This window comes from Vibrio astriarenae (genome assembly GCF_010587385.1).
GTDB classification, from domain to species: Bacteria; Pseudomonadota; Gammaproteobacteria; order Enterobacterales; family Vibrionaceae; genus Vibrio; species Vibrio astriarenae.
Window position 1 is genome coordinate 2,415,268 of the sequence record NZ_CP047475.1, and the last position, 24,782, is coordinate 2,440,049.

22 protein-coding genes are annotated in these 24,782 nt (G+C 43.7%); 5 read left to right on the forward strand and 17 right to left on the reverse strand.

Annotation, left to right across the window (positions count from 1 at the left end; translation table 11 throughout):
* Window positions 1-347: 347 nt before the first annotated feature.
* Both GT360_RS11310 and GT360_RS11315 read left to right on the forward strand, forming a co-directional pair.
* Entirely contained in the window at window positions 348-1,448 is a 1,101-nt protein-coding gene (locus GT360_RS11310) for an ABC transporter ATP-binding protein (protein WP_164648972.1), read from the forward strand.
* 67 nt (window positions 1,449-1,515) lie between these two features.
* Window positions 1,516-2,886 carry an O-antigen ligase family protein gene (locus GT360_RS11315; RefSeq protein ID WP_164648973.1) on the forward strand — a complete coding sequence of 457 codons (1,371 nt, stop codon included), beginning with the start codon at window positions 1,516-1,518 and terminating at the stop codon, window positions 2,884-2,886.
* Between the two features lies 1 nt (window position 2,887).
* Here the strand turns inward: GT360_RS11315 and GT360_RS11320 are convergent, their stop codons facing one another.
* A complete protein-coding gene (locus GT360_RS11320) occupies window positions 2,888-3,796 on the reverse strand; it encodes a LysR family transcriptional regulator (RefSeq protein WP_164648974.1) in 909 nt (302 codons plus the stop codon).
* Window positions 3,797-3,900: 104 nt separating this feature from the next.
* Between GT360_RS11320 and chrA the strand changes: the two genes are divergently transcribed.
* Complete coding sequence (gene chrA, locus GT360_RS11325; protein ID WP_164648975.1) at window positions 3,901-5,043, forward strand: chromate efflux transporter; 1,143 nt, start codon at window positions 3,901-3,903, stop codon at window positions 5,041-5,043.
* Between the two features lie 45 nt (window positions 5,044-5,088).
* Here the strand turns inward: chrA and GT360_RS11330 are convergent, their stop codons facing one another.
* The 14 genes from GT360_RS11330 to GT360_RS11395 all read right to left on the reverse strand — a co-directional run bounded on the left by GT360_RS11330 (window position 5,089) and on the right by GT360_RS11395 (window position 17,733).
* Complete coding sequence (locus GT360_RS11330; protein WP_164648976.1) at window positions 5,089-6,108, reverse strand: tetratricopeptide repeat protein; 1,020 nt, start codon at window positions 6,106-6,108, stop codon at window positions 5,089-5,091.
* Window positions 6,109-6,121: 13 nt separating this feature from the next.
* Window positions 6,122-7,072, reverse strand: a complete 951-nt coding sequence (locus GT360_RS11335) for a type II secretion system F family protein (protein WP_164648977.1) — start codon at window positions 7,070-7,072, stop codon at window positions 6,122-6,124.
* A 1-nt stretch (window position 7,073) separates the two neighbouring features.
* Complete coding sequence (locus GT360_RS11340) at window positions 7,074-8,042, reverse strand: type II secretion system F family protein (RefSeq protein ID WP_164648978.1); 969 nt, start codon at window positions 8,040-8,042, stop codon at window positions 7,074-7,076.
* An 11-nt stretch (window positions 8,043-8,053) separates the two neighbouring features.
* Entirely contained in the window at window positions 8,054-9,517 is a 1,464-nt protein-coding gene (locus GT360_RS11345; RefSeq protein WP_164648979.1) for a TadA family conjugal transfer-associated ATPase, read from the reverse strand.
* Between the two features lie 21 nt (window positions 9,518-9,538).
* On the reverse strand, window positions 9,539-10,759 hold the full coding sequence (locus GT360_RS11350) for an AAA family ATPase (RefSeq protein ID WP_164648980.1): 1,221 nt from the start codon (window positions 10,757-10,759) through the stop codon (window positions 9,539-9,541).
* 9 nt (window positions 10,760-10,768) lie between these two features.
* Window positions 10,769-11,272 carry a TadE/TadG family type IV pilus assembly protein gene (locus GT360_RS11355; RefSeq protein ID WP_164648981.1) on the reverse strand — a complete coding sequence of 168 codons (504 nt, stop codon included), beginning with the start codon at window positions 11,270-11,272 and terminating at the stop codon, window positions 10,769-10,771.
* Window positions 11,269-11,700, reverse strand: a complete 432-nt coding sequence (locus GT360_RS11360; RefSeq protein ID WP_239502550.1) for a TadE/TadG family type IV pilus assembly protein — start codon at window positions 11,698-11,700, stop codon at window positions 11,269-11,271. The genes GT360_RS11355 and GT360_RS11360 overlap by 4 nt, the downstream gene beginning before the upstream one ends.
* Before the next feature lie 7 nt (window positions 11,701-11,707).
* Window positions 11,708-12,967 (reverse strand): pilus assembly protein TadG-related protein, encoded by a 1,260-nt coding sequence (locus GT360_RS11365; RefSeq protein ID WP_204274529.1) that lies wholly within the window; start codon window positions 12,965-12,967, stop codon window positions 11,708-11,710.
* A 16-nt stretch (window positions 12,968-12,983) separates the two neighbouring features.
* Entirely contained in the window at window positions 12,984-13,250 is a 267-nt protein-coding gene (locus GT360_RS11370; RefSeq protein ID WP_164648983.1) for a hypothetical protein, read from the reverse strand.
* 11 nt (window positions 13,251-13,261) lie between these two features.
* A complete protein-coding gene (locus tag GT360_RS11375; RefSeq protein WP_164648984.1) occupies window positions 13,262-14,725 on the reverse strand; it encodes a type II and III secretion system protein family protein in 1,464 nt (487 codons plus the stop codon).
* A gap of 8 nt (window positions 14,726-14,733) precedes the next feature.
* Entirely contained in the window at window positions 14,734-15,483 is a 750-nt protein-coding gene (gene cpaB / locus GT360_RS11380) for a Flp pilus assembly protein CpaB (protein ID WP_164648985.1), read from the reverse strand.
* On the reverse strand, window positions 15,480-16,829 hold the full coding sequence (locus GT360_RS11385) for a P-loop NTPase family protein (protein WP_164648986.1): 1,350 nt from the start codon (window positions 16,827-16,829) through the stop codon (window positions 15,480-15,482). Before GT360_RS11385 ends, cpaB begins: the two co-directional genes overlap by 4 nt.
* A gap of 10 nt (window positions 16,830-16,839) precedes the next feature.
* Window positions 16,840-17,373 (reverse strand): prepilin peptidase, encoded by a 534-nt coding sequence (locus tag GT360_RS11390; RefSeq protein WP_164648987.1) that lies wholly within the window; start codon window positions 17,371-17,373, stop codon window positions 16,840-16,842.
* 195 nt (window positions 17,374-17,568) lie between these two features.
* Window positions 17,569-17,733: a Flp family type IVb pilin gene (locus tag GT360_RS11395; RefSeq protein ID WP_164648988.1), complete on the reverse strand. Its 165-nt coding sequence runs from the start codon at window positions 17,731-17,733 to the stop codon at window positions 17,569-17,571.
* Window positions 17,734-18,229: 496 nt separating this feature from the next.
* On the opposite strand from GT360_RS11395, the gene GT360_RS11400 reads away from it, so the two are divergent.
* Complete coding sequence (locus GT360_RS11400) at window positions 18,230-18,967, forward strand: helix-turn-helix domain-containing protein (protein ID WP_164648989.1); 738 nt, start codon at window positions 18,230-18,232, stop codon at window positions 18,965-18,967.
* 104 nt (window positions 18,968-19,071) lie between these two features.
* The gene (locus GT360_RS11405) at window positions 19,072-20,763 is read left to right on the forward strand and encodes an AMP-binding protein (RefSeq protein WP_164648990.1); all 1,692 of its coding nucleotides are present in this window, start codon (window positions 19,072-19,074) and stop codon (window positions 20,761-20,763) included.
* A gap of 145 nt (window positions 20,764-20,908) precedes the next feature.
* On the opposite strand, the gene fusA is transcribed toward GT360_RS11405, so the two are convergent.
* Together fusA and radA are read right to left on the reverse strand one after the other, a co-directional pair.
* The gene (fusA, locus tag GT360_RS11410; protein WP_164648991.1) at window positions 20,909-22,996 is read right to left on the reverse strand and encodes an elongation factor G; all 2,088 of its coding nucleotides are present in this window, start codon (window positions 22,994-22,996) and stop codon (window positions 20,909-20,911) included.
* A gap of 216 nt (window positions 22,997-23,212) precedes the next feature.
* Window positions 23,213-24,589 (reverse strand): DNA repair protein RadA, encoded by a 1,377-nt coding sequence (gene radA, locus GT360_RS11415; protein ID WP_164648992.1) that lies wholly within the window; start codon window positions 24,587-24,589, stop codon window positions 23,213-23,215.
* Between the last annotated feature and the right edge of the window lie 193 nt (window positions 24,590-24,782).

The following is a 24,782-nucleotide window of genomic DNA, read 5'->3' on the forward strand; positions in this document are numbered from 1 at the left end:
ATAGCAAAAAACAGCAGCGATTAAGAGAAACAGCGATATTTTATATATCCTACTGACCATAGGATTGATTGCTTATTATTTATTCTAATACTAACGTCAGCCGCCGCCACTTTCACAACTCAGCAACAAAACTGTAAACGTTTCCACAAATTTTAGCTCAAAAACCCAATTTTGCATGACAAAGATCAATAATTACGAAACCGATGATCTCATTGCTTTCATAAACGGGTATCTTTTGATCATATCTCTCAATCTTAGTGAGCTTAGTGAACCTTCAAATCATGCTCACTTGCAGACAAATAGTTGGACAAAGCCGCATCGCACAGCAGATGCAACAGGAGTAGGCAATGGCAGATATTAGATTAAGGAATGTCATCAAACGTTTTGGCGATGTGCAAACCATCCATGGGGTCGATCTCGATATCGATAATGGTGAGTTTGTGGTTTTCGTTGGTCCATCCGGTTGCGGAAAATCGACGCTGCTTCGATTAGTTGCGGGCTTGGAGGAGATCACTGAGGGTGAGATACATATTGACACAGAGTGCGTCAATGATACCGACCCTGCAGAGCGCGGCGTAGCCATGGTGTTTCAAACCTATGCTCTCTACCCTCATATGACGGTAGAGGAGAATATGGGGTTTGGCCTGAAGATGAATGGCCATCCAAAAGACTACATTAAAAAACAAGTGGATAACGCAGCAAAAACTCTGCAGTTGGAACCTTTACTGAAACGCAAACCGAAAGAGCTCTCTGGTGGACAACGTCAGCGTGTTGCGATTGGTCGGGCGATCGTACGCAACCCCAAAGTATTTTTATTTGATGAGCCTCTGTCTAACCTTGATGCGGAACTTCGCGTCGATATGCGCCTACAAATCGCCAAATTGCACCAAGACCTGCAAAATACCATGATCTACGTTACCCATGACCAAGTAGAAGCGATGACTTTGGCGGATAAAATTGTGGTACTGAAAGAGGGTCAAGTAGAGCAAGTAGGCTCACCGCTCGATCTCTATCACAGACCACAAAACGAGTTTGTTGCAGGCTTTATCGGCTCCCCTAAAATGAACTTTATTCCTACCAGAGTTGATTCAGCCACCACGGAATCTCTATCACTCACTTCTGATAATGGTCACGTGATCACACTACCCGGCAACTACTCACACCTTGCACAGGGACAAACATTGAAGCTCGGTATTCGCCCAGAGCATATTCAGCTCGATGGCTCACAAGCCTTAACATTACCGTTCCAAAGTGAAGTGGTCGAACGCCTGGGCAATAGCACCTACTTGTTTGGCCAAGCAGCTGGAGTTGATGGGTTTAAGGTGCACCTCTCTGGTGATAAAGAGGTACAGAAATTTAGCAAAGTCGATATCAGCTTCGTTGCCGAAGATGTACACCTATTTGATGAGCAAGGACTGCGAGTTTCTTCAATAAAAAATAATAACTAATTTTTCAGCTAATAGTTCATACTTTTCCTAAGCTTAGGTGTATAACGCACCGTGCTTAGGGACCTTCATGAGACAAGCTCATAACATCCAAACTGTATTAATCTTGATAATAATGTTCGGGCTTGTCGTCTTTTCATTCAATCCCTTTATATCAAGAGATGAACCGTTACTTCTTTATGACATTAAGCGACTATTTGTAATAGTGGTTATCGGTTTTGCACTAACATGCAATCTAGCGAATAACCAATTAAAATCAACAACTTACAATTCTTGGTTCACTTTAGAAAGAGAATCAAAATACGTTTTAATCACCATAATCGCTTCTAGTATAATTTCGACTTTGATAGCGAAATACCCCCTAGGAGCGGCTACACAATGGGCCTATATTCTTGGCCTAATAATGATGACGTTCATCCTTAAGCCAATTGCATTTTTGGAACGAAAAAGAATTTGGCAATACTATTGTTGGATAAGCGTACTACTTTTTTTTAGTGTCGCGTTCGGCTTTTGGATTAGAGTTAGTCATGGCCTAAATGCGTCTCAATTTACAATACTCAGTTTCGCCAATCCAAGATTTCTCAATCAAGTTCATGTGTGGCTAATCATTCCAATCGCCTACTTATGCGTACTTCAACTAAAACACAACCAAAGAGCAGAATTGCTGAGGCTGGTTATGGCGATGAGCTTTGCTGTAATTATGGCGACGAACGCTCGTGGGATTACCATCTCTATAACAGGCGCTTTTCTCATTCTCATCTTGTTTGATATGCCGCATAGAAAATTATGGTTACGTCTTTTCTGGCAAAGTGTTTTCTTTGGCATCATCATAAGCTTGGTATTTCTTCATCCCTTACCTAGCATCCTACTTGACTTAAAAGGGGATCTAGAGCCGATAGACACTGGAAGTGCTGGACGTATAGACCTCTGGCTAGAAACAATTGGAATGATCCAATTCTGGGGATTAGGCGGGGAGGCCTTCGTTTGTGACAGCGTAAAATTCGGCCGACCTCATAACTCAGTCCTCAACATAATGGTTCACTGGGGAGTAATTCCTGCCATTGGCTTCTGTATATTGTGTGCCAAGTGTTTTATTGACACTTTAAAATCAAAGCACACCCGCACAAAGGTTGCGGGCGTTACTCTGCTATCAGGTCTTGCCTATAGCCTTGTCTCCGGCACTTTGTCGTCTCCTTTAAGTCAGCTATTGGCTGTTCTAAGCTGCGCTATTTACTGGGGGTCTACTGCTACCAAACTAGATATTAAAAAATCGATTCCTAAGGGATTCGTGGTCATTTTTAGCCTTGTTACCATGGTATTTATTTTTGCCAGTGGTTATCGAGTTTATGATAGATTCAGCCACTATCCTGAGTATCAAGAAATGGTAAAAACCCAGTTCTGGATAGGATTTAACTGCATTGCCCATCCAGATAAAACCTAAGTTACTTTACTACTTTATGAACAATATCACGAAGCCATTTTCCTTTATCATCCTTCTCTCGTGATTTTGGATAAAGCAAACAGATATCGAATTTAGGCACTAGAACAGGCGGATTAAGTGCCTTGAAGTCATGATTGTCCATTTCCATCTCAGCAAACCTTTTGGGTACAATACACAACAAAGAGCGCCCCAATAACAAACGTCGAATGGTTAAAAAGTGACGAGAACTCACCCCTACTCTTCGCCTAAGGCCATTTTGCTCCAATATTTTATCAACTTGTGTCTGTAACTGACCATCAGGACTAACAAGAGCATGTTCATAACTGGCAAAAGCTTCTAGAGAAATAGGGGTATTTAAGTTAACGGATGTAGGATCGAATAGGCATAAATGCTCTTCTGTATACAAGAGCTCCGAGAGATATCGACTGCTTTTGACATTGATACTCCCGATTACAATATCTAAATCGCTGGTTTCTATCATTTCAATGTAGTTACTTCGATTCACATTAAAAAAGCTAATTTGGCAATTCGGAGCTTGCTCTTTTATGGCATCAAAAAGTAATGGTGCGAACAACTGCTCTGCATAATCTGTCAAACCGATGCGACAAACCCCAGTAAATAAACCCGACTCGAAATCTCTTTGGGGTAATAACTCGCTTTGTACCATTGTAAGTAACTTTTCTACAACTGGTGCCAACTCCACAGCCCTTGTGGTTGGCTCCATCTTACTTCCAACCCTATCGAACAGAGGATCATCAAATAAATTACGCATTCTTTGTAACGAGTGACTCATTGCAGACTGACTTACATAGCAGTTCTCAGCGGCCAAGCTAACACTTTTATGCCTGTAGATAGCTTGAAACGATACCAGCAAGTTTAGGTCTACACCTTTCCAACTAAATTGACTCACAACCAAATCCCGTTGAATTCATAGTTAATATTATTTATATCAATTTGATTAATTTTACCTCATTCATTAACCTAAGCGCAGAATTTTATGGAGAGATTTAAGAGATGTTTTCCCTGTTTAAAACCTTTTTTTTTCTAGGTTGGGTTAGTTTTGGTGGTCCAGCAGCTCATATAGGCTATTTTCGAAAAACATTTGTAGAAAAGCTCAAATGGTTAAATGATGATGAGTACGCTCAACTTGTAGCATTAAGTCAGTTCATTCCTGGACCAGGCTCTAGCCAAGTTGGCTTCGCAATAGGCTACAAAAAAAACGGGTTAGCCGGCGGCATACTGGCATTCATTGGCTTTACCATGCCTTCGATACTGATCATGCTTACCCTAGCGACACTTAGTTCAGAGTTGACTAATCTAACTTGGTTTAGCTCTGTTATTCACGGCCTAAAGCTGCTTGCTGTTGTCGTGGTTGTGGATGCCACTTGGGGAATGTTCAACAATTTTTGTAAAGAAAGGGTTGGGTTAAACCTGTTTGTTTTTACATCCGTCACTCTTTTACTCTTTCCAAGTATTACTACCCAAATCATCTTACTTTTGGTAGCAGCTTTCGTCGGTATGAGATTTTTGCCAGCAAGCAGTCGTGACACGCAAAGTAAGTTTCGGGCAAACTGGAGTTCACTAGGTATATTTTTTGCTCTCTTTGCTCTTGTGCCGATATTAGCTCCCATGAGCCAAGAACTTGAGATCTTCAATAATTTTTTCCAGGCAGGTAGTCTAGTGTTTGGTGGTGGTCATGTTGTCCTACCATTATTACAGAACCTTGTAGGTAACCAGCTTAGCCCTGATACATTCTTGACTGGTTACGCGGCTGCACAAGCAGTACCTGGCCCCATGTTCACATTCGCCACCTACCTTGGCTATGAACTATTGCCACAATCTCCTTTGCTTGGGGCGTTGATAGCTACGCTTGCTATCTTTTTACCCGGCTTTTTACTCTTGGTAGGCGTACTTAAACATTGGTCTGCACTCGCTGGTATGCCAGAAGTAGCAGGCGCTATACAAGGCGTTAACGCCGCTGTAGTGGGGCTTCTACTGTCAGCATTGTACCAACCTGTATTTTCAAGTGCCGTGTTGACTAGTACTGATTTTGCCGCGGTCATCATTGGCGTCTACCTTATTAAGTTACGTAAAACCCCAATAGTCGCAATGGTCGCTCTTTTCATTTCATTTGGATTGGCCATAAGCACAGTTTGAACAATCTGAATTCGTACTCCGAGCAACCTTGCTCGGAGTACAACCTTATTCACCGGTTTGTGCAACAACTATCTTCGACTCTCTCACCATTTCGAGGGCCCTTTGTAGATTTTCATTTGCAACAGAGTAATAGGTTGGTTTTTTATCAATCGCTTGCTCCAAGTAAGGAATAGCCTCCTCCGGCTTGCCCTGTAGCATCAAAAAGTAGCCCACATTATTTAATGCTTCAGGAGCGTCCATCTGTTGCTGAAAAACATTCAATGCTCGCTTAACCTCTCCTCGGCCTAAATATACTAAAGCAAGATTGTTTAAGGCCTTTTCATTGTTAGGGTCTTTTTCTAACGCAGACATTGTGTAGCGTCTTGCCGTTGCATAGTCACCCGACATATAAAAGGAGTAGCCCGTATTGATCAGCGTTTTTAAGGACGCAGGGTTAACTTGAAGAGCCTTTTGATAGAAAGCTTGAGCCAATTCATGTTTTTTATCAACATCATAAATGACCCCCAAACCTGTATAGGCCATTATTGGCGATTTATAATCCACTGTTAAACCGCGTATCTGCACATCGATATTTTCATCTTGCGGTTTCAAGGATATATTCTTACCAAGTCGAACCTGATCAGCATTAATTGCTCGATAAAAATAGGCCTCCCCTTGCGCTACATCACCAGATTTCGTATACAAGACTCCTAACTGTTCTAGAACTTGTTCGTTATTCGGGTTTTCTTCCACTGCCATTAAGTACGCTTTTTCAGCTAACGGTGTATTTCCCCTCGCATGATGTATTCTCCCTATATTGTAAAGAGACTTATCCTTCATTACCGCATCTTCAAATGCTAGAGAGCGAATATACTCATATAATGCCAAATCATAATTTCCCGAACTTAAAGCCGCGTCACCCCGTTTGATGGCTTCTACTTCATTTTGAGGTGGGGTATCGTTGGACAGAGAGTCCACTGGCTTACCATCATATAATGACGTATCTAAGGCTGGCGCTTCCTCAGTAGCTGCACATCCTGATACCAAAACAAGTATCGTCAATAGTGCTATTATTTTTTTATTCATATACTTATCATCCTTAATTGCCAAGTGTGGCGGAAAGAGAAAGAAGAGCCGGCCCAATTGCAACTATGAAAAAGCATGGCCAAATAAACAAAAGCAATGGAAATATCATTTTTGTTGGAATTTTTGCCGCTATCTCCTCAACCTCTTGATTTCTTCTATCTCTATAGTCTTCTGTATATTCGCGGAGTGTTTGAGCTAAACTACCACCAATCCTTGAGGCATGTGCGAGCATTGAAGCTAGGCCTGCAATCTCTTGTAAACCTGTTCTATCCACAAGCTCTTGGAAAGCGTCAGACATTTCTACACCTGCTTTGATTTTGTTACACACCGTATCGAGTTCATCGGCTAAATCTGGATGAGATATAACAAGTTCATCCGCCACCCGTCTTAGGGCAGCATTGAAACCTAACCCTGATTCCGTACAGACTACTAACAAATCTAAAGCGTCTGGTATCCCTGCGCGAATTTTTGACTGACGCTTACTCACTAAGCGGCTCAAACCGATGTTAGGCAGAAATAAACCAACTGCCACACTGGCTACAATCCACAAAAGTAGATTATCCAAATCCGGCATAAAAAAGTAGAGAAGTGCGCCAATCGCCGCACCGATAATGAATGACACCCCCTTTATAGCAAAGAAAACATTTAGTGCATTAGCGTCGTGATAACCAGCGTGCATTAGCTTATGTCTTACTGTCTCACGCTCCTTGCCACTACTAGGTGCCATAATAGGCGCTAACGATTCCAAGGTGTTACTTAATCTATTGGATTTGTCGGAGGACGTTGAACCGACACTATTATCCTCTTTTATGCTATCCAACTTATCCTGTATCGGACTACGTGTACCTAACAGCAAAAAAGACACTGTTAACACAATCAAAATCGTACACACTAATACGAGCCCTAAAAATATTGTTTGTTCATCTCCAACATACTGCTCAATCATCTGCGCAATAAACTCCATACTACACCTCAAAATTGACTATGTTGCGTATCCATACCGAGCCTATAGCCAGGCTTACAATACCGAATGATATCAATCCCATACCTCTTGGATCTTCTATTAAGGTATTCACATATCCTGGGTTGATCACCGATAGGGCTAAAAAAAGGATAAAAGGTGATAAAACTAGTATCCAAGCAGAAAGACGACTCTCTGCTGATATTGTTTTTATTTTTCTAGCTAGCTTGAAGCGCGAGCGCAAAACTTTAGACACTTTTTCCAAATTCTCGGACAAGTTACCACCTGTCTCTTTTTGCAGTAAAACAGCACTCGAGAAAGCGAGCATTGAAACCGTTGGGGTTCTTTCAGCCATTTGCATTATGGCCAGTCGCATATCGCAGCCATAATTTAACAAGTTAAATGCATTCGTGAATTCTGGTCCTAACGGTGCAGGCATCTCTTTCCCAACTTCGCCAAAAGCCTGACTTATTGGTTGCCCTGCTTGAAGCATCCGTCTCATAATATCCAGAGCTTCAGGGAGTTGTTCCTCAAAAGCTGATAGTCGTTGACTTATTTTAAATTGGAAGAAAAAATGAATAGCAACCCAAACAACCACAAATGCTGCTATCGAGACATATAAAGGCTGTGCTAACCAAATACTCAAACCAACTAACGTCAATGACATTAATAACCCATACCCTAGTACCATCGAAAGGCTCCAAGGGTATCCAGCTAACTCTATTGATCGCTTCAGAGAAGAGAAAATTTTGAAGGTAATTAATTTACGGTCAAGAGGGGTTAAACCCTTTAAATACTCTTCACGAATTAAAGACTGGGTTTCCTCATCAATATTAGACTGAGAGTTTTTTAAACGCTTGGTTAGCTCTTTATGCTTAGCTTTATTACCTGCTGCAGGTAGAATCAACGCCTGCGAAATAAAAACTACCGCTAAAAATAAAAGGAAGAAGAAAAAGCTAGGGTCTGATTGCATTTTGATTATCCTTAACCTTTAGTTTCATTGAAAAGCTCAAAGGGTACATCCAGTCCACGTTTTACTAGCTGGTCGTGGCAGTCGGGAACTATCGAGGTTGAAGTGTAATATCCCAAAACATTTCCTTTTTCATCAACGCCTTGTCGATGAAACTTAAAAATCTCTGACATGGTTATTATCTCGCCTTCCATACCATTAATCTCAGAGATACTAACCATTCTTCGCTTGCCATCCTCTTGACGGTCCATTTGAACCACAAGGTGGATCGCTGATGCGATTTGAGCACGTAAATTCTTGGTTGACATATTCCAACCAGCCATGGCAAACATATTTTCCACCCGACTCAACGCATCCCTTGGGGTATTAGCGTGAATCGTGGCAAGCGATCCATCATGACCCGTGTTCATCGCAGCTAGCATGTCCACAGCCTCTGCTCCACGAACCTCACCAAGTATAATTCTATCCGGTCGCATACGGAGACAGTTCTTAACTAAGTCTCTCTGAGTTATCTCTCCCTTTCCCTCTAAGTTCGCTGGTCGTGTTTCTAAACGAACAACATGAGGTTGTTGAAGTTGCAATTCGGCAGAGTCTTCTATTGTTACAATACGATCTTCTTCTGGAATAAAGCCTGAAAATATATTGAGTGTGGTGGTCTTACCTGAACCAGTACCACCTGATATAAGAATATTAAGCTCCCCCTGAACCGCAGCCTCAAGGAATCGTGCCATATGTTCAGAGAGTGAGTTAAAGCTTAACAAATTGTCCATCGTAAGCTTATCAACAGCGAAACGACGTATGGATAAAGATGGTCCATCGAGTGCTAAAGGTGGAATGATGGCGTTAACACGCGAGCCATCCATCAAGCGAGCATCAACCATTGGAGAAGCCTCATCAATCCGACGTCCTACTTGACTTACAATTCGGTCGATAATGTTTCTCAAATGCCGGTCATCTAAGAATGTATAAAGCGTTCTCTCCAATTTCCCGTGTCGTTCAACATAGACATTTTTTGGGCCATTAACCAGAATGTCTGATACCGTAGAATCGTGTAGAAGAGGCTCAAGCGGGCCTAACCCAAACACTTCGTCCTCAATTTGTTGAATTACTCGCTTTCTTCCCTCAGCACTCAGGACATGAGACTGATCCGCTGTCATCAATTGTAAGATAGCTTCGTGAAGATCTTTTTTCGCTTTATCGGTCTCTAAACTCGCCAATAAACCTAGATCCAGCGTTTCTAACAACCTTTGATGGTAAAAATGCTTTACTTCTTGTTCCTGTCTAAGCTGTCTTAAGGCTTTTTGAACTGCTTGCTCTTTCGCCTCAGCTTCCTTCTCGCCTATATCCTGAGCAGGTACGGGTTGTAAATCTTGACCAACTTCAAAACTAGCATCATCCTGTGACTTTCCTGCGTGTCTCTCTGCAGTAGCTATTTTTTCCTGTAACTCAGGGTTTATATTTTTTCTTTTAAAAAACATAATCACCCCTCAAATAATGGATCAGGAAAATAAACGCTTGATCCAACTTTTCTTAATGTTTTGCTCTGGCATCATTGTGTGAGCAAATTCTTTCACGCCCTTGCTGACTGCACTATTGTTCTTCACATCAAACAAGGATTTACCCAAGTTCGCGCTTTCAATCGCCACTTTAAAATCGTTGGGGATAAGGTGAAGCTTTACACCATTAATTGTCTCTTCCATATCCTTTACGCCAATCGTGCCTTTTTTCTCATACCTATTTACTACTATCTCGACTTGATCTTTACTTATTCCGAAGTCATATGAGAGTTGCTTTACAATGCGACTGGCACTTTTTATCGAGACTAGGTTTTGTTGAGCGACAATATAGCTCTTTGTGGCCGGTGCGATAACACTAGCAAAAAGACGATCCATTCCCCTAGACAAGTCCACAATAACGTAAAGGTAGTACTCCCTTAGAACTGGTAATAGCTTCTTGATTTGGTGTGCCTTTTCGTAGTTATCGTGAGGGTTGTCGTGGTTGAAAGCCAATACATGCAGACCCGAATCGTGCTTAGTAACCAGACCTCCGAGAGAACTCTCATCAATGTCGCCTACTTGAGCTATCGCGTCGGCAAGACTGTAGCTTGATGTAATGTTCAAGTAGTCCTCAATAACACCAAACTGAAGATCCAAGTCCAGCAACAACACTTGGTCAGGGTGGTGAGTTGCTATTTCTAAAGCTGAGTTGAGAGCAAGCGTAGACGCCCCACTTCCACCTTTGCTGTTGATAAAGACAATAAACTCCCCCATGTTTCTGCGTGAAATTTTGTCTTCTGCAACACCCTTCAAAATTGGGTAAAAACCCATCAACGGTGATGAACTCGATATAAAGTCGCTTGCTCCAAGCTTTAAAGCTATTCTCAACGCACTGTTGTCATCTTCATCACCAAACACAATTAGCGAAGCTTCATTACCTTCAGGAACGATTGGCTTGTCCAGATTTTGTAACTCAACTATTTTTTGCGCCCAATTTAATCCTGTTTCAACAAAAATGACATCGGGAGGTGTTAACTTAGATAACTCTAAAAGCGTCACTTTCATAAGTGGTACTGTTTCAAAATGCAGATTGTCACAACGCTTCATCTCTTCAGTTATGTGTTCGACAAACGTCTCCGACATATAGAAGACCCAAACAACCAAGTTTGTCCGCAACCTTGGGCGTTCTTCCTGTTCTCGCGTTATCTTCACTGCCTCTCCCATACCTATCTCCTAGCAATCCGTTACTATGTCTTGGGTCGAATTTGAATTTTCGTCAATCTTCCTGATGTAGCCCAGGTTTTCTCTTGGCCTTATGGATTCAAACTCTGGAACGTTGATGACTCCTAATGCTGCAAATACTCCTAAAATACCTGTGAACTGGTAAGTAAAATCGACCACTCGTGCTCTTACAAAACGAATAGAGTTGAAGGCATTAGCGCCACTGAGATCGACAACTGCCCCATCACTATCAAGATAGTCAATAACAAGATTGTCTGCCGTAAAACCATCCGGTGCGTAAGACGGGACGACAAGATCAGGTATATCATTTCTATCGTCCACCTGGCACACAACCCCCAATCGAGCCGACACACGCGTCATATCATTGATTAGTTGAAGTGAATACACGTACCTACCGACTTCTATAACTGCTATCAAAGTCACTAGTAACGCCGTCGCAACTAATGTTAGTTCGACAATGGTTAAACCGCTTTGTTTTTTGAAGCCCGCTCTCATGGTGCTGTCCTCATAACCGCAGACGCGTTCAGTGGCACGCTGTATAGAGAACTGTCAGGGAGCCCGAGTAGTACTGGGGTATAAGAGCTGGCTAAGGTGATCGTCACATAGCCACTTGAGTGTGTGACCGTCACATCATCTACCCCCACACCTTCGAGTAGAGAACTACCGCCGCTAGAACTTTCGCCGTAGACAACCATATTTTTTATCGCTGTGGTATCAGCGATCTGATCATAGCTGGACGTACCTTGAATATCTGAGGTTGCGTAACGAACACCGCTTTGCACCATTTTATTAAGGGTGTTGTACTTAACCAGCGCATTTCCAACCTCGACCATACCAACAACAATGAGCAACAACACTGGAATGGTCACAATGAACTCCACGGCCGCAAGCCCTTTTTGCTGCCTCAAATTTTGCTTTTCCACACACATACTACGAATCCTCACTGTATGGATCTTCATAAAGGACTATTCTGTATGGTCCCTCATCGCTTGAGTTATCACCTGGCGTGCCCCCTGTAACAGTGCAATCCTCAATAAACTCACCGAATACAGGTTCTTTACCAGAATTACTGGTAGGAGCCTGCTGGAGCATAAAGAAACATCCAATAGCTTCTATGCTATATGTCGAAGTACCACCATCAGCACTATCACAATTAACAATAGGTACTGGCAAAATGCGTCTGTCCGGTTGCCCGCCTTGGTCCACTGTACAATTGGCTGAGCCAGCCGTGCATGTACAGGCCCCTGTGTTATCTGTATTACAACCCAACTCGCTGAGGTAGTCGCTATACATCCATGGGTTACCGTCAGCTCCAGTTGTATCCTCGTAAACAACCTCACCAGCACTATCTAACGTCGCTTTGGTTACCGGCTCTTTAGTGTATATGTCTGGCGGGTAATCTGAAGAATTTACCCCCCCGCCCTCGTAGACATTGAAACGAGTGTTTAGCCCCTGACCTACTGGTCCGACTGAGCCGCCGGGTTTGGTGGTGACGTCCTCAGATATATCTATCTCACCCTCGTACCCACCAGCGAGTGCATCTCTAATAGTCGCCGCACCAGAACCAAAATCCAAAAGCTGGAAGTTACCCGGCCCCATTTCCGATTGCTGCTGGCTCGCCATTTTGAGTGCATATATCTTGTCTTGGAGGTACCCAGTTGCACCTAACCCTTCACCACCAGAGCACACTGCTATTGGGACAACGTTTTGCAATATTTCTATACCGGGGCTTGGGCCAGCGACTGCACTCGCGTCTATATCTTTTGCTATGCCAAAAATACCAGCGAAGAAATCTTCTAGAGGGAAGCTACTAACAGAAACTCGAACGTAACTGTCATCAGAGACCGTGTAATCCGAATCGGGAAATACCCTCGGATCATTAGAATATTGAATGATCAGCGTTCCACTAGAAAAGGTCATTTCATCGTTTCCAGAAGCATTTGTTACGTTAGTCAGTGTCTCATTGATGGCCGTCGTAGCCTGAGCAGGCGACCCTCCACTATCTAAAACAACCGCACCCGCAAGTGCTGCTGCATCAACACCATTTTGCAACCTCGTTTTGTTTAACAGCGCGTGGTTGACGTCGACTGCTAGTGCTACAACGCCTAATACACCAATCATGGCCATGGTAACCATGACCGCAACAAGGCCTTTCTGTTTGCTGGGGTGTGAACAAAGACGATTACTCATAATCTGTCCTTAAGGATTACTCTGTTGAAAACCCTTCTATAAATTGACTATCTGTGCCTTGTAAGTCATCACTGTTTTTACCAGTGTAGGCTTGATAAGCACCTTCCATTCTTTCACCACTCCCCGTAGGCACTACACCCAAGTTTTCATAGCTTGCATTCTGATTATATGTCTGTTCTGCTCGCAATTTTGCAACGTGTTCACCCAGCGGTTCGTAGTTTGCACACCCAACCATTCCGACTAGAGTCATCAAAGTGACTAAGTTTAATTTTAGTACTTTCATCAGATTTTACCCTATAAACTGTGACCAAAAGATCCCTCGGTGCCGCCCTTCGAGTTTTCAATTATCGAAGTAGATGAGGACGTTCTGGGGGGGTTATCACGTGCTGCCTCGTTGTCTATGGCTGCGCCTCTACCCAGTAAGTAGTATTCAAAATCATTAGGCTCAACAAACGCATCTGTCGGCAAAGTGACTCGGTTACGATCTATCGGTTGTGCAAGACGTGGAGTGACCAAAATGACCAATTCAGTCTCACCTGAGATATATTCCTGGCTGTTGAACATCTGCCCAAGTACAGGGATATCACTAAAGCCTGGTACCTCTTCTATTACATCTCGAACGTTCTCGCTAAGTAACCCTGCTATACCTATGGTCTGCCCGTCTGCTAGCTCTAGTGTAGAACTCGCGCTTCGGCGTGTAATGGGGGGAATGACATAAACGCTGTTTGTCGCGCCTGGCTCAAGCGTTAATGAGCTTGAGTTTGCAATTTCACTAACATCTACTGCCAGATTTAAGTTGATCTTTTTATCACTCAATATGGTCGGAATAAACTTCAAGCCAACACCATATTCTTTGTACTCAATAGTGATCCCATCATCGTCCGGCACCGGAATCGGAAACTCACCCCCCGCAAGAAACTCTGCCTTAGAACCACTTAAAGCCGTTAAATTTGGCTCTGCTAAGACCTTTGCTGTGCCATTTTGCTTTGCAATATCCAATGCGAACGTGAACAGCGTATTATCATCAATAAACGACCCGAGCAAGCCAGTACTCTCTACCGCAGGAGCATTGAAAATCGGACCCAAGCCACCTAAAAGAGCACCACCAGCAGAAGTTGCACCAAAAGAGAAACTGCCGTTGTCTTGGAAGAAATTAAAATCAGCATCAAAGCGACGCACCAAACTTCTCTGCACCTCAGCAACAGTAACTTCTAACATTACTTGCTGTGCTCCACCGATCGTCATTAAGTTAATGACACCTGTCTGATCAGCTTGGGCACTAAGCGACTCTGTCTCTTTGTCTACCGGGTTACCTGAAGCGTAAGTTTCCGCAATTCTGAGAGCCATACTCATTGCAGCTTGGTTACTCACCTGTCCACTAAGGATTAGACGATTTTGGGCACTGTGTACTTCAATTGGCTCATTGGGTAAGAATTCAAACAACTTCCCTTTCAAACTATTAAGGTCATGAGTGACTTGAACATTAATCGACTCCAGCAATCTGCCACGACTATCCCACGCCATTAAGTTAGTGGAACCGAGTTTTTTACCAATCAAGAAGACTTCGTTTGACTTCAGCATCACTATGTCTAAAACATCCGGGTCGCCTAACGATACTCGCTTTGCTTTCCCGGACAGTGTTAACTGTGTCGATTTGTGATGAGGTACTGTCACTACCTGACCTGTTTGAGTGGCTGCTATTCCAGTAGTGCTGAACATTAGAATAATCGAAAATATTATTATCTTTATATGCTTCATGAATCACCTCAATTGCTCACTCGAATTTTCGAGGATTCCGTTCCTTTTATTATCGTCACACTTGGTGCTACATAACGCTTTTTCGCAACGGGCTTGTAGTCGTCATGAGGATTTCTTAGCGCTAATTGAATATCCCCCTTACTCTGTGCCGTCATCAACTTCTCCGCCTCTGTAGGACTCACCTCCAAAGTAACTGCTCGAACGATAACCGGCTTGTTATCATCCGTTTTTGCGGTCTGATCTACAGCCAACACTCGGATGTCTCTTAAAATCGTCGATGTATTAGCAGAGTTTCTTCCTAATTTAACCGTATTCAACACATCCACTTTATTACCTGGTAATAGAAATCCGGCGACACCAATAACGTCGTTTACACGAATGGTAACTGCTCGCTTATTGTCTGGTATCAATGCAGCTAGTGTTGAACCCTCGCCCGGAAGAGCAATTCGAGGCTTAGTAATGATTTCATTGGCCAATATCAGAGTGTCTGCTATCTGCCCGACCAGGTCCTCCTCAGATATGTATTGGTCTTCACTACGCCAATCTTTTTCCAGCAATTTTATCGTCAAGTGCTGATTGGTTAGTATTGTGCCAGGCTGAATTTCTTGTGCCGCTACAACCACTGGCTCGCGCTCGACAACCTCGACCTCTACTTGTGGTTGTACTTGTCCATCCATCCATTTCTTAGCAAAAAAAACAGCTGCAAGACCCAAAACCACGGATAGTAAAAACAATAAAACTATCTGACCCTTACTCATTTGGTGCTTCCTCCTTTACTTCCAGCAGTAAAGTACACTTCCCACGCTCGACTCAAAACTGTTGGTGTTACAATGTTCTCTGACTGCTCAAATGCCACTATATCGTTACTAATTCCTGCTAAGTCTTTAGGCACGCAAGGGTAGTAACTAACTCCGCGCTGCTTGTGGAGTGCTAAAAGGTGTTCTAGGGTGTCTTCAGGTAAATCCAAACCCTTGTCACTGCAAACCATTGACCATAGTTCCAAGTAATCTGCTTCTGTGAGAGGGCCGAATTCAATCTTATAACCTAATCGCCTTAAGAAAGCGGGATCACCAATATCTTCCGGGGCCAGGTTGGTTGAAAACGCCAACGTCAAAATAAAAGGGATAGACATTTGTTGGCCATTAGGTAAAACAAACTGATCAAAACGATGCTCCATTGGAACAATCCATCGATTCAGTAGCCTATCGACCGATACAGCCTGTCGCCCAAGGTCATCGATAATTAATACGCCATTGTTTGCCATCATTTGTAGTGGTGCCATCCACACTCTACTGTGGTCACAGTGGTTAACTTCCAGCATATCCATTGTTAGCTCACCTCCAACTTGGATATTTGGTCTGTGACATAGTGCCCAACGACGATCGAACTGCTCTTCAAATATCAAACTCCCTGAGGACGCCCCATCATCCAAAATTTTATGGTGTTGATGCGAAAGCACCTTCACTATGTTACCGGCAGTGTAGACTGCATAAGGAACAAACACCGAAGAGTTGAGAGAATCTAGAATACGTGTTGCGACATAAGTCTTACCTGTACCAGCTTCGCCATACAGCAAAAGTGCGCGGCCTGAATTGACGGCGGGACCTAGCAAATCGATGAGACGTTCGCTCCCCGACACATCACATAGTGCTTTCGTTATATCATCGCGAGATATTAAATTGAGTCTAACATCCTGTGATACTACGACTTTATTATACTGTTCGGCTGAAACGGGGGCAGGGCCGAGGTATGCGTCTTTCGAAAAAGCTTCATCCGCCTCCAAACTACCAGCTTCGGACAATCCAAACCTTATATGCCCAAGCCCTTTTTGCATCGGTGACGGTCCATCGGCTTGGAACACCTCGATTAGAGACTTACGCTTTAAACCTGCCAATATTTCTTCAACAATATGGCTGTTAAGCCCTATTAACTTGGTCAGTTCCAGAACGTCAGATTTTGGGTACGCGGCGAGTTGCTTGAGCATTAAATTGTCGAGCACAACTCTCGGAACCTCTATCTCCTCAAACGTCGTCGGCACTCGTGGTGCTTTAATTTGAGGCATCTGTTTCGAGTCAAAATTAATTTCAGTCATCACTTGCGCCATGTTCCCCTCTCTAACTAAAGTAGCTATACATGGACAACCCAATAACAACTATTGGAGCAAAAGGCATTACCATCTTCTTTTCAAATGGACTGGGCTTCGCCAGTACGTTATGTGCTATAGAGATAGCTTTCGGATTCAATAGTATTGGAATGTCTATATAGGTAGCTGTGCTTTTGCGTCCAGAGGACACTATGGCGCTTTGATAAGCGGCATAAAATGAACCGACCAAAACGGTGGCAACACATATCCAAAGCACTCCGTTACCTAAATTTGGCCAACCTAGCAAGCAACCAACCGCACCCAATAGTTTTACATCACCAGGCGCCATCGCTCGCAGAACAAACAGAAAAAAACTCAACAAGAAAAGAGTGCATCCTGCTAAAATACTTAGTGTCAGTTCAGTAGAGCTCCGAAATAAGCTCCAATTGTTGAGCAAAGCTATAACGACAAGAGTCAAGACCAATATGTTTGGGATTCGATGTTCTCTCGCATCGTATGTTGCTATTACTACGAGATTCGTCCATATCAAAATGGTGAGTATCATTTTTTCACCAACTAAATAACGCCTGACATAATTTGGATAGCAAAAATCCTTATAACACTGGTATTACTATCTGCTTTATTGAGCGTTTCCTTGTTCTAGTGAATTAAAACCCTCCTAATCTGATGGATATTCAGAATTAAAGAGGGTTATCATGCTACTGATAGAAGCGAACTTTATTCTAGGTGCAGCAGATTTTTAAGTGAATATGTCTGCAAGCTCACCTTGTAGAATTGTGCCCCAATTTTGGAACATTACGCCAAGTGCAATAACTAAGAGCGCAGCCCCCACGACATATTCAACAACCGTGAGCCCCTCTTCATCTTGCATAAACGCTTTGATGTTTTTAGTTAACTGTTTCATGACTTTCTCTCCTTCATTGAACTTGCAGCGTTCCTATCTGACTTGCTGCGCCTTAACTAATTCAAAATTTAGGACTGAATAAACTTAGGGGTTAGGACTTTCTTGATTATCATTGGTACTTTTTTGCCACACAAAAAAGAATCAATACTCTAAATCAATAACTTATACGCCTTTTACAATATGCAACAGATGGATGCTTCTAACTAATAAGATGGTCATACAAGACGAGTAACTCACTAATAGTTAATAATATTATTAGAAAAACACTAAAAATATGAACCAAATGGCTGAAAAAACGTAAAACTTCTCTCTAATTTTTGAGACAGTTTGTTTTTCATCAGGTTGAATACCAACACGATGGATATTTACCTCTTAATGGCTAGACAAAGACAGGATTCAACCGACAAATATCGTCAATTAGTTTACAGTGGCAAGCCACTCTCCTAAGCTTTGTATGCTTTTCGATTTTGTTTTATTTGTTGTTTTTAGGGATGTTATGAAACTACTTCACAAGGCCTATTGGTTTGGTTCTACTCCTCGGGAACTCGCAAAGCCAATGTACAATGAGATCACCAACTACTTTGAGATTATCGAATGCGGCAACGATATATCGATAATCAGTGAACCTGATATTCCTCTTTGTTTTTTCTTTATCAAAAGCCATGACGACATCAACCTATTTAAGTCGTTGACCAGGATATGTAAAAATTTAAATAAGAAAGCTATTGTCATTTATTCTGGAGAAGTTAACCACCAATCAATTTCGACTGGTCGCTACATTTACTCTTCTATATCTACAGAATGTGAGGACATCGAGAACTGGGTAACATCACTGAATTTAAAAATACGTTTGGATTACTCTAAATATCCTACCTCTGGAGTTATTGACTCAACGCCTACGTTAAAAGCATCTAATAACCCAGATATTGATCAAGTAGTAAGTTACATTAACTCCAACCTGCCAAGCCAGCTGCGAGAGGAAGCATTTGCAGAGCAATGCCATTATTCTGTCACCTATTTTTCAAAAGTTTTTAGGAAAACGATGGGGATCAGCTTTCGTGACTACGTGATCTCAAAACGGATATCACTGGCCAAACAGATGCTGGTGGAAGATAAACAAACCAAGGTTGCAGTCGTGGCGTATCAATGCGGTTACAAAGATGTCTCGTACTTCTCGCGAATTTTTAAGAAGAAAACAGGGCTAACTCCTGCAGGTTATCGTCAACAATATTGAAGATAATCACACAGTTGGCTTTTTACTTTGTGCTTGCCTGTGCTAATGTTAACAAGAATTTAACATATAACTATAACTGAATGCGCATAACGTGGAGCACAACAATGAGTCAGCCGAACTTAGCAGCCCAACAATCTTGCACTCTTCCCCCACCGAACGAATTGATCCTTAAGTGGGCTGAAGAAAAACCTAATGAAGTTTACTTAAAACAGATCATCAATCGTCAGTTTGTCGAGTTCACGTTTGCAGAAGTCGCAGACAAAGCGTTGAGGCTAGCCAGTGCCCTGCAAAATTTAGGTGCCAAACCTGGTGATCGTATTGCCCTGATTTCTAAAAACTGTGCTGAATGGTTTATTTGCGATCTTGCTATGAGCCTCGGTGATTTTGTCAGTGTGCCTATCTTCCCAACCGCGGCAGCCGATACGATAGAGTACTGTATCACCCATAGCGAAAGTAAGATTCTGCTTGCGGGTAAACTTGATGATCCCGCGGAGACTCAAGAGGTGATTGATGCTAACCCTGACGTCGTATCTATCGCTCTTCCTTATGATACCGCTCCGAAATGTCAGCACCTCTTTTCAACACTGATTGAGCAGAACGAGCCGACCGCGAGTCGTCCTGAACATTACGATGATAAAGTCATGTCTCTAGTGTATACCTCTGGCACGTCTGGTCTGCCCAAAGGCGCGATGCTGACTTATGGCGCGTTCAGTTGGTCAGTTGAACAACTTAAATCTCTGATTGGTATTCAAGACGGCGATAGACTCTTTTCTTACTTGCCTCTGGCGCACATTACTGAACGCGTTTATATCTTTGGCTCTTCGATTGCGGGCGGCGTATGCACTGCCTTCCCAGAATCACTCGATACCTTTATTGAAGATGTAAAGATGCACCGCCCTACTTTATTCATTTCGGTGCCACGACTGTGGACACTGTTCCAGCAACGTATTCAAGACAAACTGCCGCAGAAGAAACTCAATATTCTGCTGAAAATCCCTTTTATTAATAGCCTAATTAAGAAGAAGCTCGCCGATGGTTTGGGTTTAGACCAAGCTCGCGTGCTGGGGTGTGGTTCAGCTCCCGTCTCTCCAGCTCTGCTCGATTGGTATCACAGTGTCGGCCTCAACATTACTGAAGCTTGGGGGATGACGGAGTCCTTTGCCTACAGCACCCTCAATTACCCATTTAGGGCGGATAAGATCGGCTCAGTGGGCAAAGCAGGCCCTGGTATCGAGATGAAAATCGCTGAAGACGAAGAGATTTTGGTTCGTGGTAAAGGTCTGTTCTCAGGCTATTACAAGAATGATATCGCCACGCAAGAGTCATTTAACAACGATGGCTGGTTACACACTGGTGATATTGGCTCAATTGACAGTGAAGGCTACCTCACTATTCAAGGCCGTAAGAAAGACACCTTTAAAACGGCCAAAGGTAAATTTGTGGCCCCAGTGCCCATTGAGAAGAAGCTTTTTGAATACAGTCGTGTAGAGATGATGTGTTTGATTGGCTCTGGTCTGCCTTCACCTGTGCTGTTAGTCGTTCCACATGATTTTCCTAACTTCGACAAAGCGCGCTATGAGCGCACGACCCACAAAGTCGTCGCCAAGATGAACGCACAGCTTGAATCGCATGAGCAGATTAAAGGGGTGCTTATGATTGACGACCCATGGAGTATTGAGAACGGTATCCTCACTCCAACGCTGAAGATCAAACGTCATGTTCTTGAGAAGAAATACCACGATATTGGTCAGAATTGGCCGAAAGGCACACTAGTACAGTGGGAAGAGAACCTCTAAAGCTGTACCAGTAAACTCCTTGAGAATCCGCTACTAAAAGGCGGATTTTTTCGTCTGTACTTATGTTATACAGTCCTCAACGAAAAAAGCCCCATCAGCTTTCACTGACGGGGCTTTTATAAAGCTATCTAGCGTTTAAAAAGAATTACTTCTTCTCGTTGCGCTCTTTAACTTCTGCGATTACTTGCTCAGCAACGTTTGCTGGACAAGCTGAGTATTGACCGAACTCCATAGAGAACTGACCACGACCAGAAGTGATAGTACGTAGGTGACCGATGTAGCCGAACATCTCTGATAGAGGTACGTCAGCTTTAATACGAACACCAGTAGTACCAGCTTGTTGGTCTTTGATCATACCACGACGACGGTTAAGGTCACCGATTACGTCACCAACGTTGTCTTCTGGAGTGAACACGTCAACGTTCATGATTGGCTCAAGAAGTTGCGCGCCAGCTTTTGGCATAGACTGACGGAATGCGCCTTTAGCAGCGATTTCGTAAGCGATTGCTGATGAGTCAACTGCGTGGAAGCCACCGTCGAATAGCTCAACTTCTACGTCTAGCGTAGGGAAGCCAGCTAGAACACCGTTGTCCATCATGCCTTCGAAGCCTTTCTCAACTGCAGGCCAGAATTCTTTAGGTACGTTACCACCAACAACTGTTGAAGAGAACGTGAAGCCAGAGTTTGGCTCACCTGGTTTGATACGGTAGTCGATTTTCGCGAACTGACCAGAACCACCAGACTGCTTCTTGTGCGTGTAGCTATCTTCAACTGGTTGAGTGATAGTTTCACGGTAAGCTACCTGAGGAGCACCTACTTCTAGCTCAACGCCGTAAGTACGCTTAAGGATATCTACCTTGATGTCTAGGTGAAGTTCACCCATACCTTTCAGGATAGTTTCGCCTGACTCTTCATCAGTCTCAACCTGGAATGATGGATCTTCTGCAACCATCTTACCGATAGCGATACCCATCTTCTCAGTAGAACCTTTGTCCTTCGGAGATACAGCAATTGAGATTACTGGCTCAGGGAAGATCATTGGCTCTAGAGTACACTCGTGCTTAGGATCACATAGAGTGTGACCAGTTTGAACGTTCTTCATACCAACTACAGCGATGATGTCACCAGCTTGTGCTTCAGTCAGCTCGTTACGCTCATCTGCTTGCATCTCAACCATACGACCGATACGCTCAGTTTTACCTGTTGCAGCGTTAAGAACAGTGTCACCCTTCTTCATAACACCAGAGTAGATACGGATGAACGTTAGTGCGCCGAAGCGGTCGTCCATGATCTTAAATGCTAGTGCGCGTAGTGGCTCTTCTGCAGAAACAGTTGCAACTTCACCCGTTGGCTCACCAGTTTCTTTGTCAGTTAGAGGCTGAGGATCAACTTCAGTTGGCGCTGGTAGGTAATCAACAACAGCGTCTAGTACTAGCTGAACACCCTTGTTCTTGAACGCAGAACCACAGAATGTTGGGAAGAACGCTAGGTCACGTGTACCTTTACGGATACAACGCTTAAGGTCTTCGATAGAAGGCTCTTCACCTTCCATGTAAGCTTCCATTAGGTCATCGTCTTGCTCTACAGCAGTCTCGATTAGCTCTTCACGGTACTGTTCTACGTCGTCAACCATGTCAGCTGGAACGTCTTGAACTTCGTAGTTTTCTGGAAGGCCAGAGTCATCCCATACGTAAGCTTTACGGCTTAGTAGGTCAACAACACCAACGAAGTCATCTTCACGACCGATTGGAAGAACCATTACTAGTGGGTTAGCCGCTAGTACGTTCTTCACCTGATCAACAACGTTAAAGAAGTCTGCACCCATACGGTCCAGCTTGTTTACGAAGATGATACGAGATACTTCTGATTCGTTAGCGTAACGCCAGTTAGTTTCTGACTGAGGCTCAACACCGCCAGAACCACAGAATACACCGATACCGCCATCAAGTACTTTAAGAGAACGGTAAACTTCTACTGTGAAGTCAACGTGTCCCGGAGTATCGATAACGTTTAGACGGTGACCGTTCCAGAAACAGCTTACAGCAGCTGACTGGATTGTGATACCACGCTCAGCTTCCTGCTCCATGAAGTCAGTAGTAGATTCACCATCGTGAACCTCACCAGTTTTGTGGATCTGACCTGTTAGCTTAAGGATACGCTCAGTGGTAGTTGTTTTACCCGCATCAACGTGCGCGAAAATACCAATGTTTCTGTATTTCGATAAATCTGCCATTGTCTTACTCTGTTAATAAGGTATAAAGTGCGCGCAGAGTATAGCACATTCGGTTAAAACTCATAGCCCTGCGAGCGGTTGGGTGAAAAAAAAGTCACACAGCCAAGAAAGGCCGTGCTTTTATTCGGTCTGGTAGGTAAAAGCTAGGTGAAAATTTGTATTTGTACAAATTTTACCGACACCTAGCGCTACTTTCAGGAAGTTCTGAGCTGTCTGTTACAACTCATCAAATGCGCTAATCGCTTCGGATAGTTTCTTAACTCCGTGTATTTGCATCCCTTCAATGCCACCTTTCGGCATATTTGCTGCGGGCACAATAGCACGCTTGAAGCCATGTTTAAATGCTTCGTTTAATCGCTCTTGGCCACTTGGTACTGGGCGGATCTCTCCAGCCAGCCCTACTTCACCAAACACCACGACATCTTTGGGTAAAGGGCGATCTCTAAAACTAGAGAGTAAAGCCATGACGAGTGCAAGGTCAGCACTGGTCTCTGTTACCTTCACACCGCCAACCACATTTACGAAAACGTCTTGGTCAGCCATTTGTAGACCACCATGCTTATGCAGTACAGCGAGTAATAGAGAAAGTCGGTTTTGCTCTAGGCCTACTGCCACGCGTCGTGGGTTAGCCAGTTGCGAGTAATCAACCAGCGCCTGGATCTCCACCAGCAATGGGCGCGTGCCTTCCCACACAACCATGACCGAGCTACCCGAAGTCTCCTCTTCGCCACGCGAGAGGAATATAGCAGAAGGATTGCTCACTTCACGCAACCCTTGCCCCGTCATGGCAAACACACCAAGCTCATTGACAGCACCAAAGCGGTTCTTGTGGCTACGCAGAGTTCTAAAACGGCTATCGGTACCACCATCAAGCAGTACCGAACAGTCAATAATGTGCTCTAGTACTTTAGGTCCCGCGAGTGTGCCATCTTTCGTTACGTGACCAACAATGAACACTGCCACGTTATTTTGCTTTGCGTAGCGGGTCAAAGCCGTTGCCGCTTCTCGTACTTGCGCTACGCTGCCCGGTGAAGACTGCACATCGGATACATGCATCACTTGAATCGAGTCAATCACCATCAATCGAGGCTGCTCTTTTTCCGCAATTTGGCAGATGCGATCGACGTTCGTTTCGGAGAGCATTTTCAAATTATCTTTCGGTAAACCCAAACGAGATGCACGCAATGCGACCTGCTGCAGAGATTCTTCACCGGTAACATATAATGTCGGCATCTGGCTAGCCAATAAGCACATGGTCTGTAGCAACAGTGTTGACTTACCCGCGCCAGGGCTGCCACCGATCAAAATCGCTGCACCCGGCACGATGCCGCCACCCAACACCCGATCAAGCTCTTTAAAGCCACTTGAGAAGCGAGGGACTTCTTGTAAGTCAATCTCTGCCAGAGTTTGCACCTGCGCATCAGCAGCGCCTGCGTAACCTGAAAGTCGTTCATTACGCGCTACGGTCGGCGAGGCCGCCATGCGTACCTCTGAGATGGTGTTCCACGAACCACACGCATTACACTGTCCCTGCCAACGAGGGAAATCTGCGCCACAGTCATTACATACGTATGCGCGTTTTGCCTTAGCCATAACTACCTATTTGATAATTTGAACAATATAAAAGATACTAACGAGCCGCTATTTTAAGCGCACATGATTGGTCAATAAAGACTTAACTCACTGACGGCATCAACACCATGACTTTCATCTAAAGTCACAGCGCAAGACACACTGAGTGAGAGTGATAGCTACTTCTAAAATGCAACAAGGAATAACGTTAAAG

Bases quoted from the DNA above. Each gene is read 5' to 3' on its own strand.
- GT360_RS11310 (WP_164648972.1), top strand. From the start codon at position 348: ATGGCAGATATTAGATTAAGGAATGTCATCAAACGTTTTGGCGATGTG.
- GT360_RS11315 (WP_164648973.1), top strand. From the start codon at position 1,516: ATGAGACAAGCTCATAACATCCAAACTGTATTAATCTTGATAATAATG.
- chrA (WP_164648975.1), top strand. From the start codon at position 3,901: ATGTTTTCCCTGTTTAAAACCTTTTTTTTTCTAGGTTGGGTTAGTTTT.
- GT360_RS11330 (WP_164648976.1), bottom strand. From the start codon at position 6,108: ATGAATAAAAAAATAATAGCACTATTGACGATACTTGTTTTGGTATCA.
- GT360_RS11335 (WP_164648977.1), bottom strand. From the start codon at position 7,072: ATGGAGTTTATTGCGCAGATGATTGAGCAGTATGTTGGAGATGAACAA.
- GT360_RS11340 (WP_164648978.1), bottom strand. From the start codon at position 8,042: ATGCAATCAGACCCTAGCTTTTTCTTCTTCCTTTTATTTTTAGCGGTA.
- GT360_RS11345 (WP_164648979.1), bottom strand. From the start codon at position 9,517: ATGTTTTTTAAAAGAAAAAATATAAACCCTGAGTTACAGGAAAAAATA.
- GT360_RS11350 (WP_164648980.1), bottom strand. From the start codon at position 10,759: ATGGGAGAGGCAGTGAAGATAACGCGAGAACAGGAAGAACGCCCAAGG.
- GT360_RS11355 (WP_164648981.1), bottom strand. From the start codon at position 11,272: ATGAGAGCGGGCTTCAAAAAACAAAGCGGTTTAACCATTGTCGAACTA.
- GT360_RS11365 (WP_204274529.1), bottom strand. From the start codon at position 12,967: ATGAGTAATCGTCTTTGTTCACACCCCAGCAAACAGAAAGGCCTTGTT.
- GT360_RS11370 (WP_164648983.1), bottom strand. From the start codon at position 13,250: ATGAAAGTACTAAAATTAAACTTAGTCACTTTGATGACTCTAGTCGGA.
- GT360_RS11375 (WP_164648984.1), bottom strand. From the start codon at position 14,725: ATGAAGCATATAAAGATAATAATATTTTCGATTATTCTAATGTTCAGC.
- cpaB (WP_164648985.1), bottom strand. From the start codon at position 15,483: ATGAGTAAGGGTCAGATAGTTTTATTGTTTTTACTATCCGTGGTTTTG.
- GT360_RS11385 (WP_164648986.1), bottom strand. From the start codon at position 16,829: ATGGCGCAAGTGATGACTGAAATTAATTTTGACTCGAAACAGATGCCT.
- GT360_RS11390 (WP_164648987.1), bottom strand. From the start codon at position 17,373: ATGATACTCACCATTTTGATATGGACGAATCTCGTAGTAATAGCAACA.
- GT360_RS11395 (WP_164648988.1), bottom strand. From the start codon at position 17,733: ATGAAACAGTTAACTAAAAACATCAAAGCGTTTATGCAAGATGAAGAG.
- GT360_RS11400 (WP_164648989.1), top strand. From the start codon at position 18,230: ATGAAACTACTTCACAAGGCCTATTGGTTTGGTTCTACTCCTCGGGAA.
- GT360_RS11405 (WP_164648990.1), top strand. From the start codon at position 19,072: ATGAGTCAGCCGAACTTAGCAGCCCAACAATCTTGCACTCTTCCCCCA.
- fusA (WP_164648991.1), bottom strand. From the start codon at position 22,996: ATGGCAGATTTATCGAAATACAGAAACATTGGTATTTTCGCGCACGTT.
- radA (WP_164648992.1), bottom strand. From the start codon at position 24,589: ATGGCTAAGGCAAAACGCGCATACGTATGTAATGACTGTGGCGCAGAT.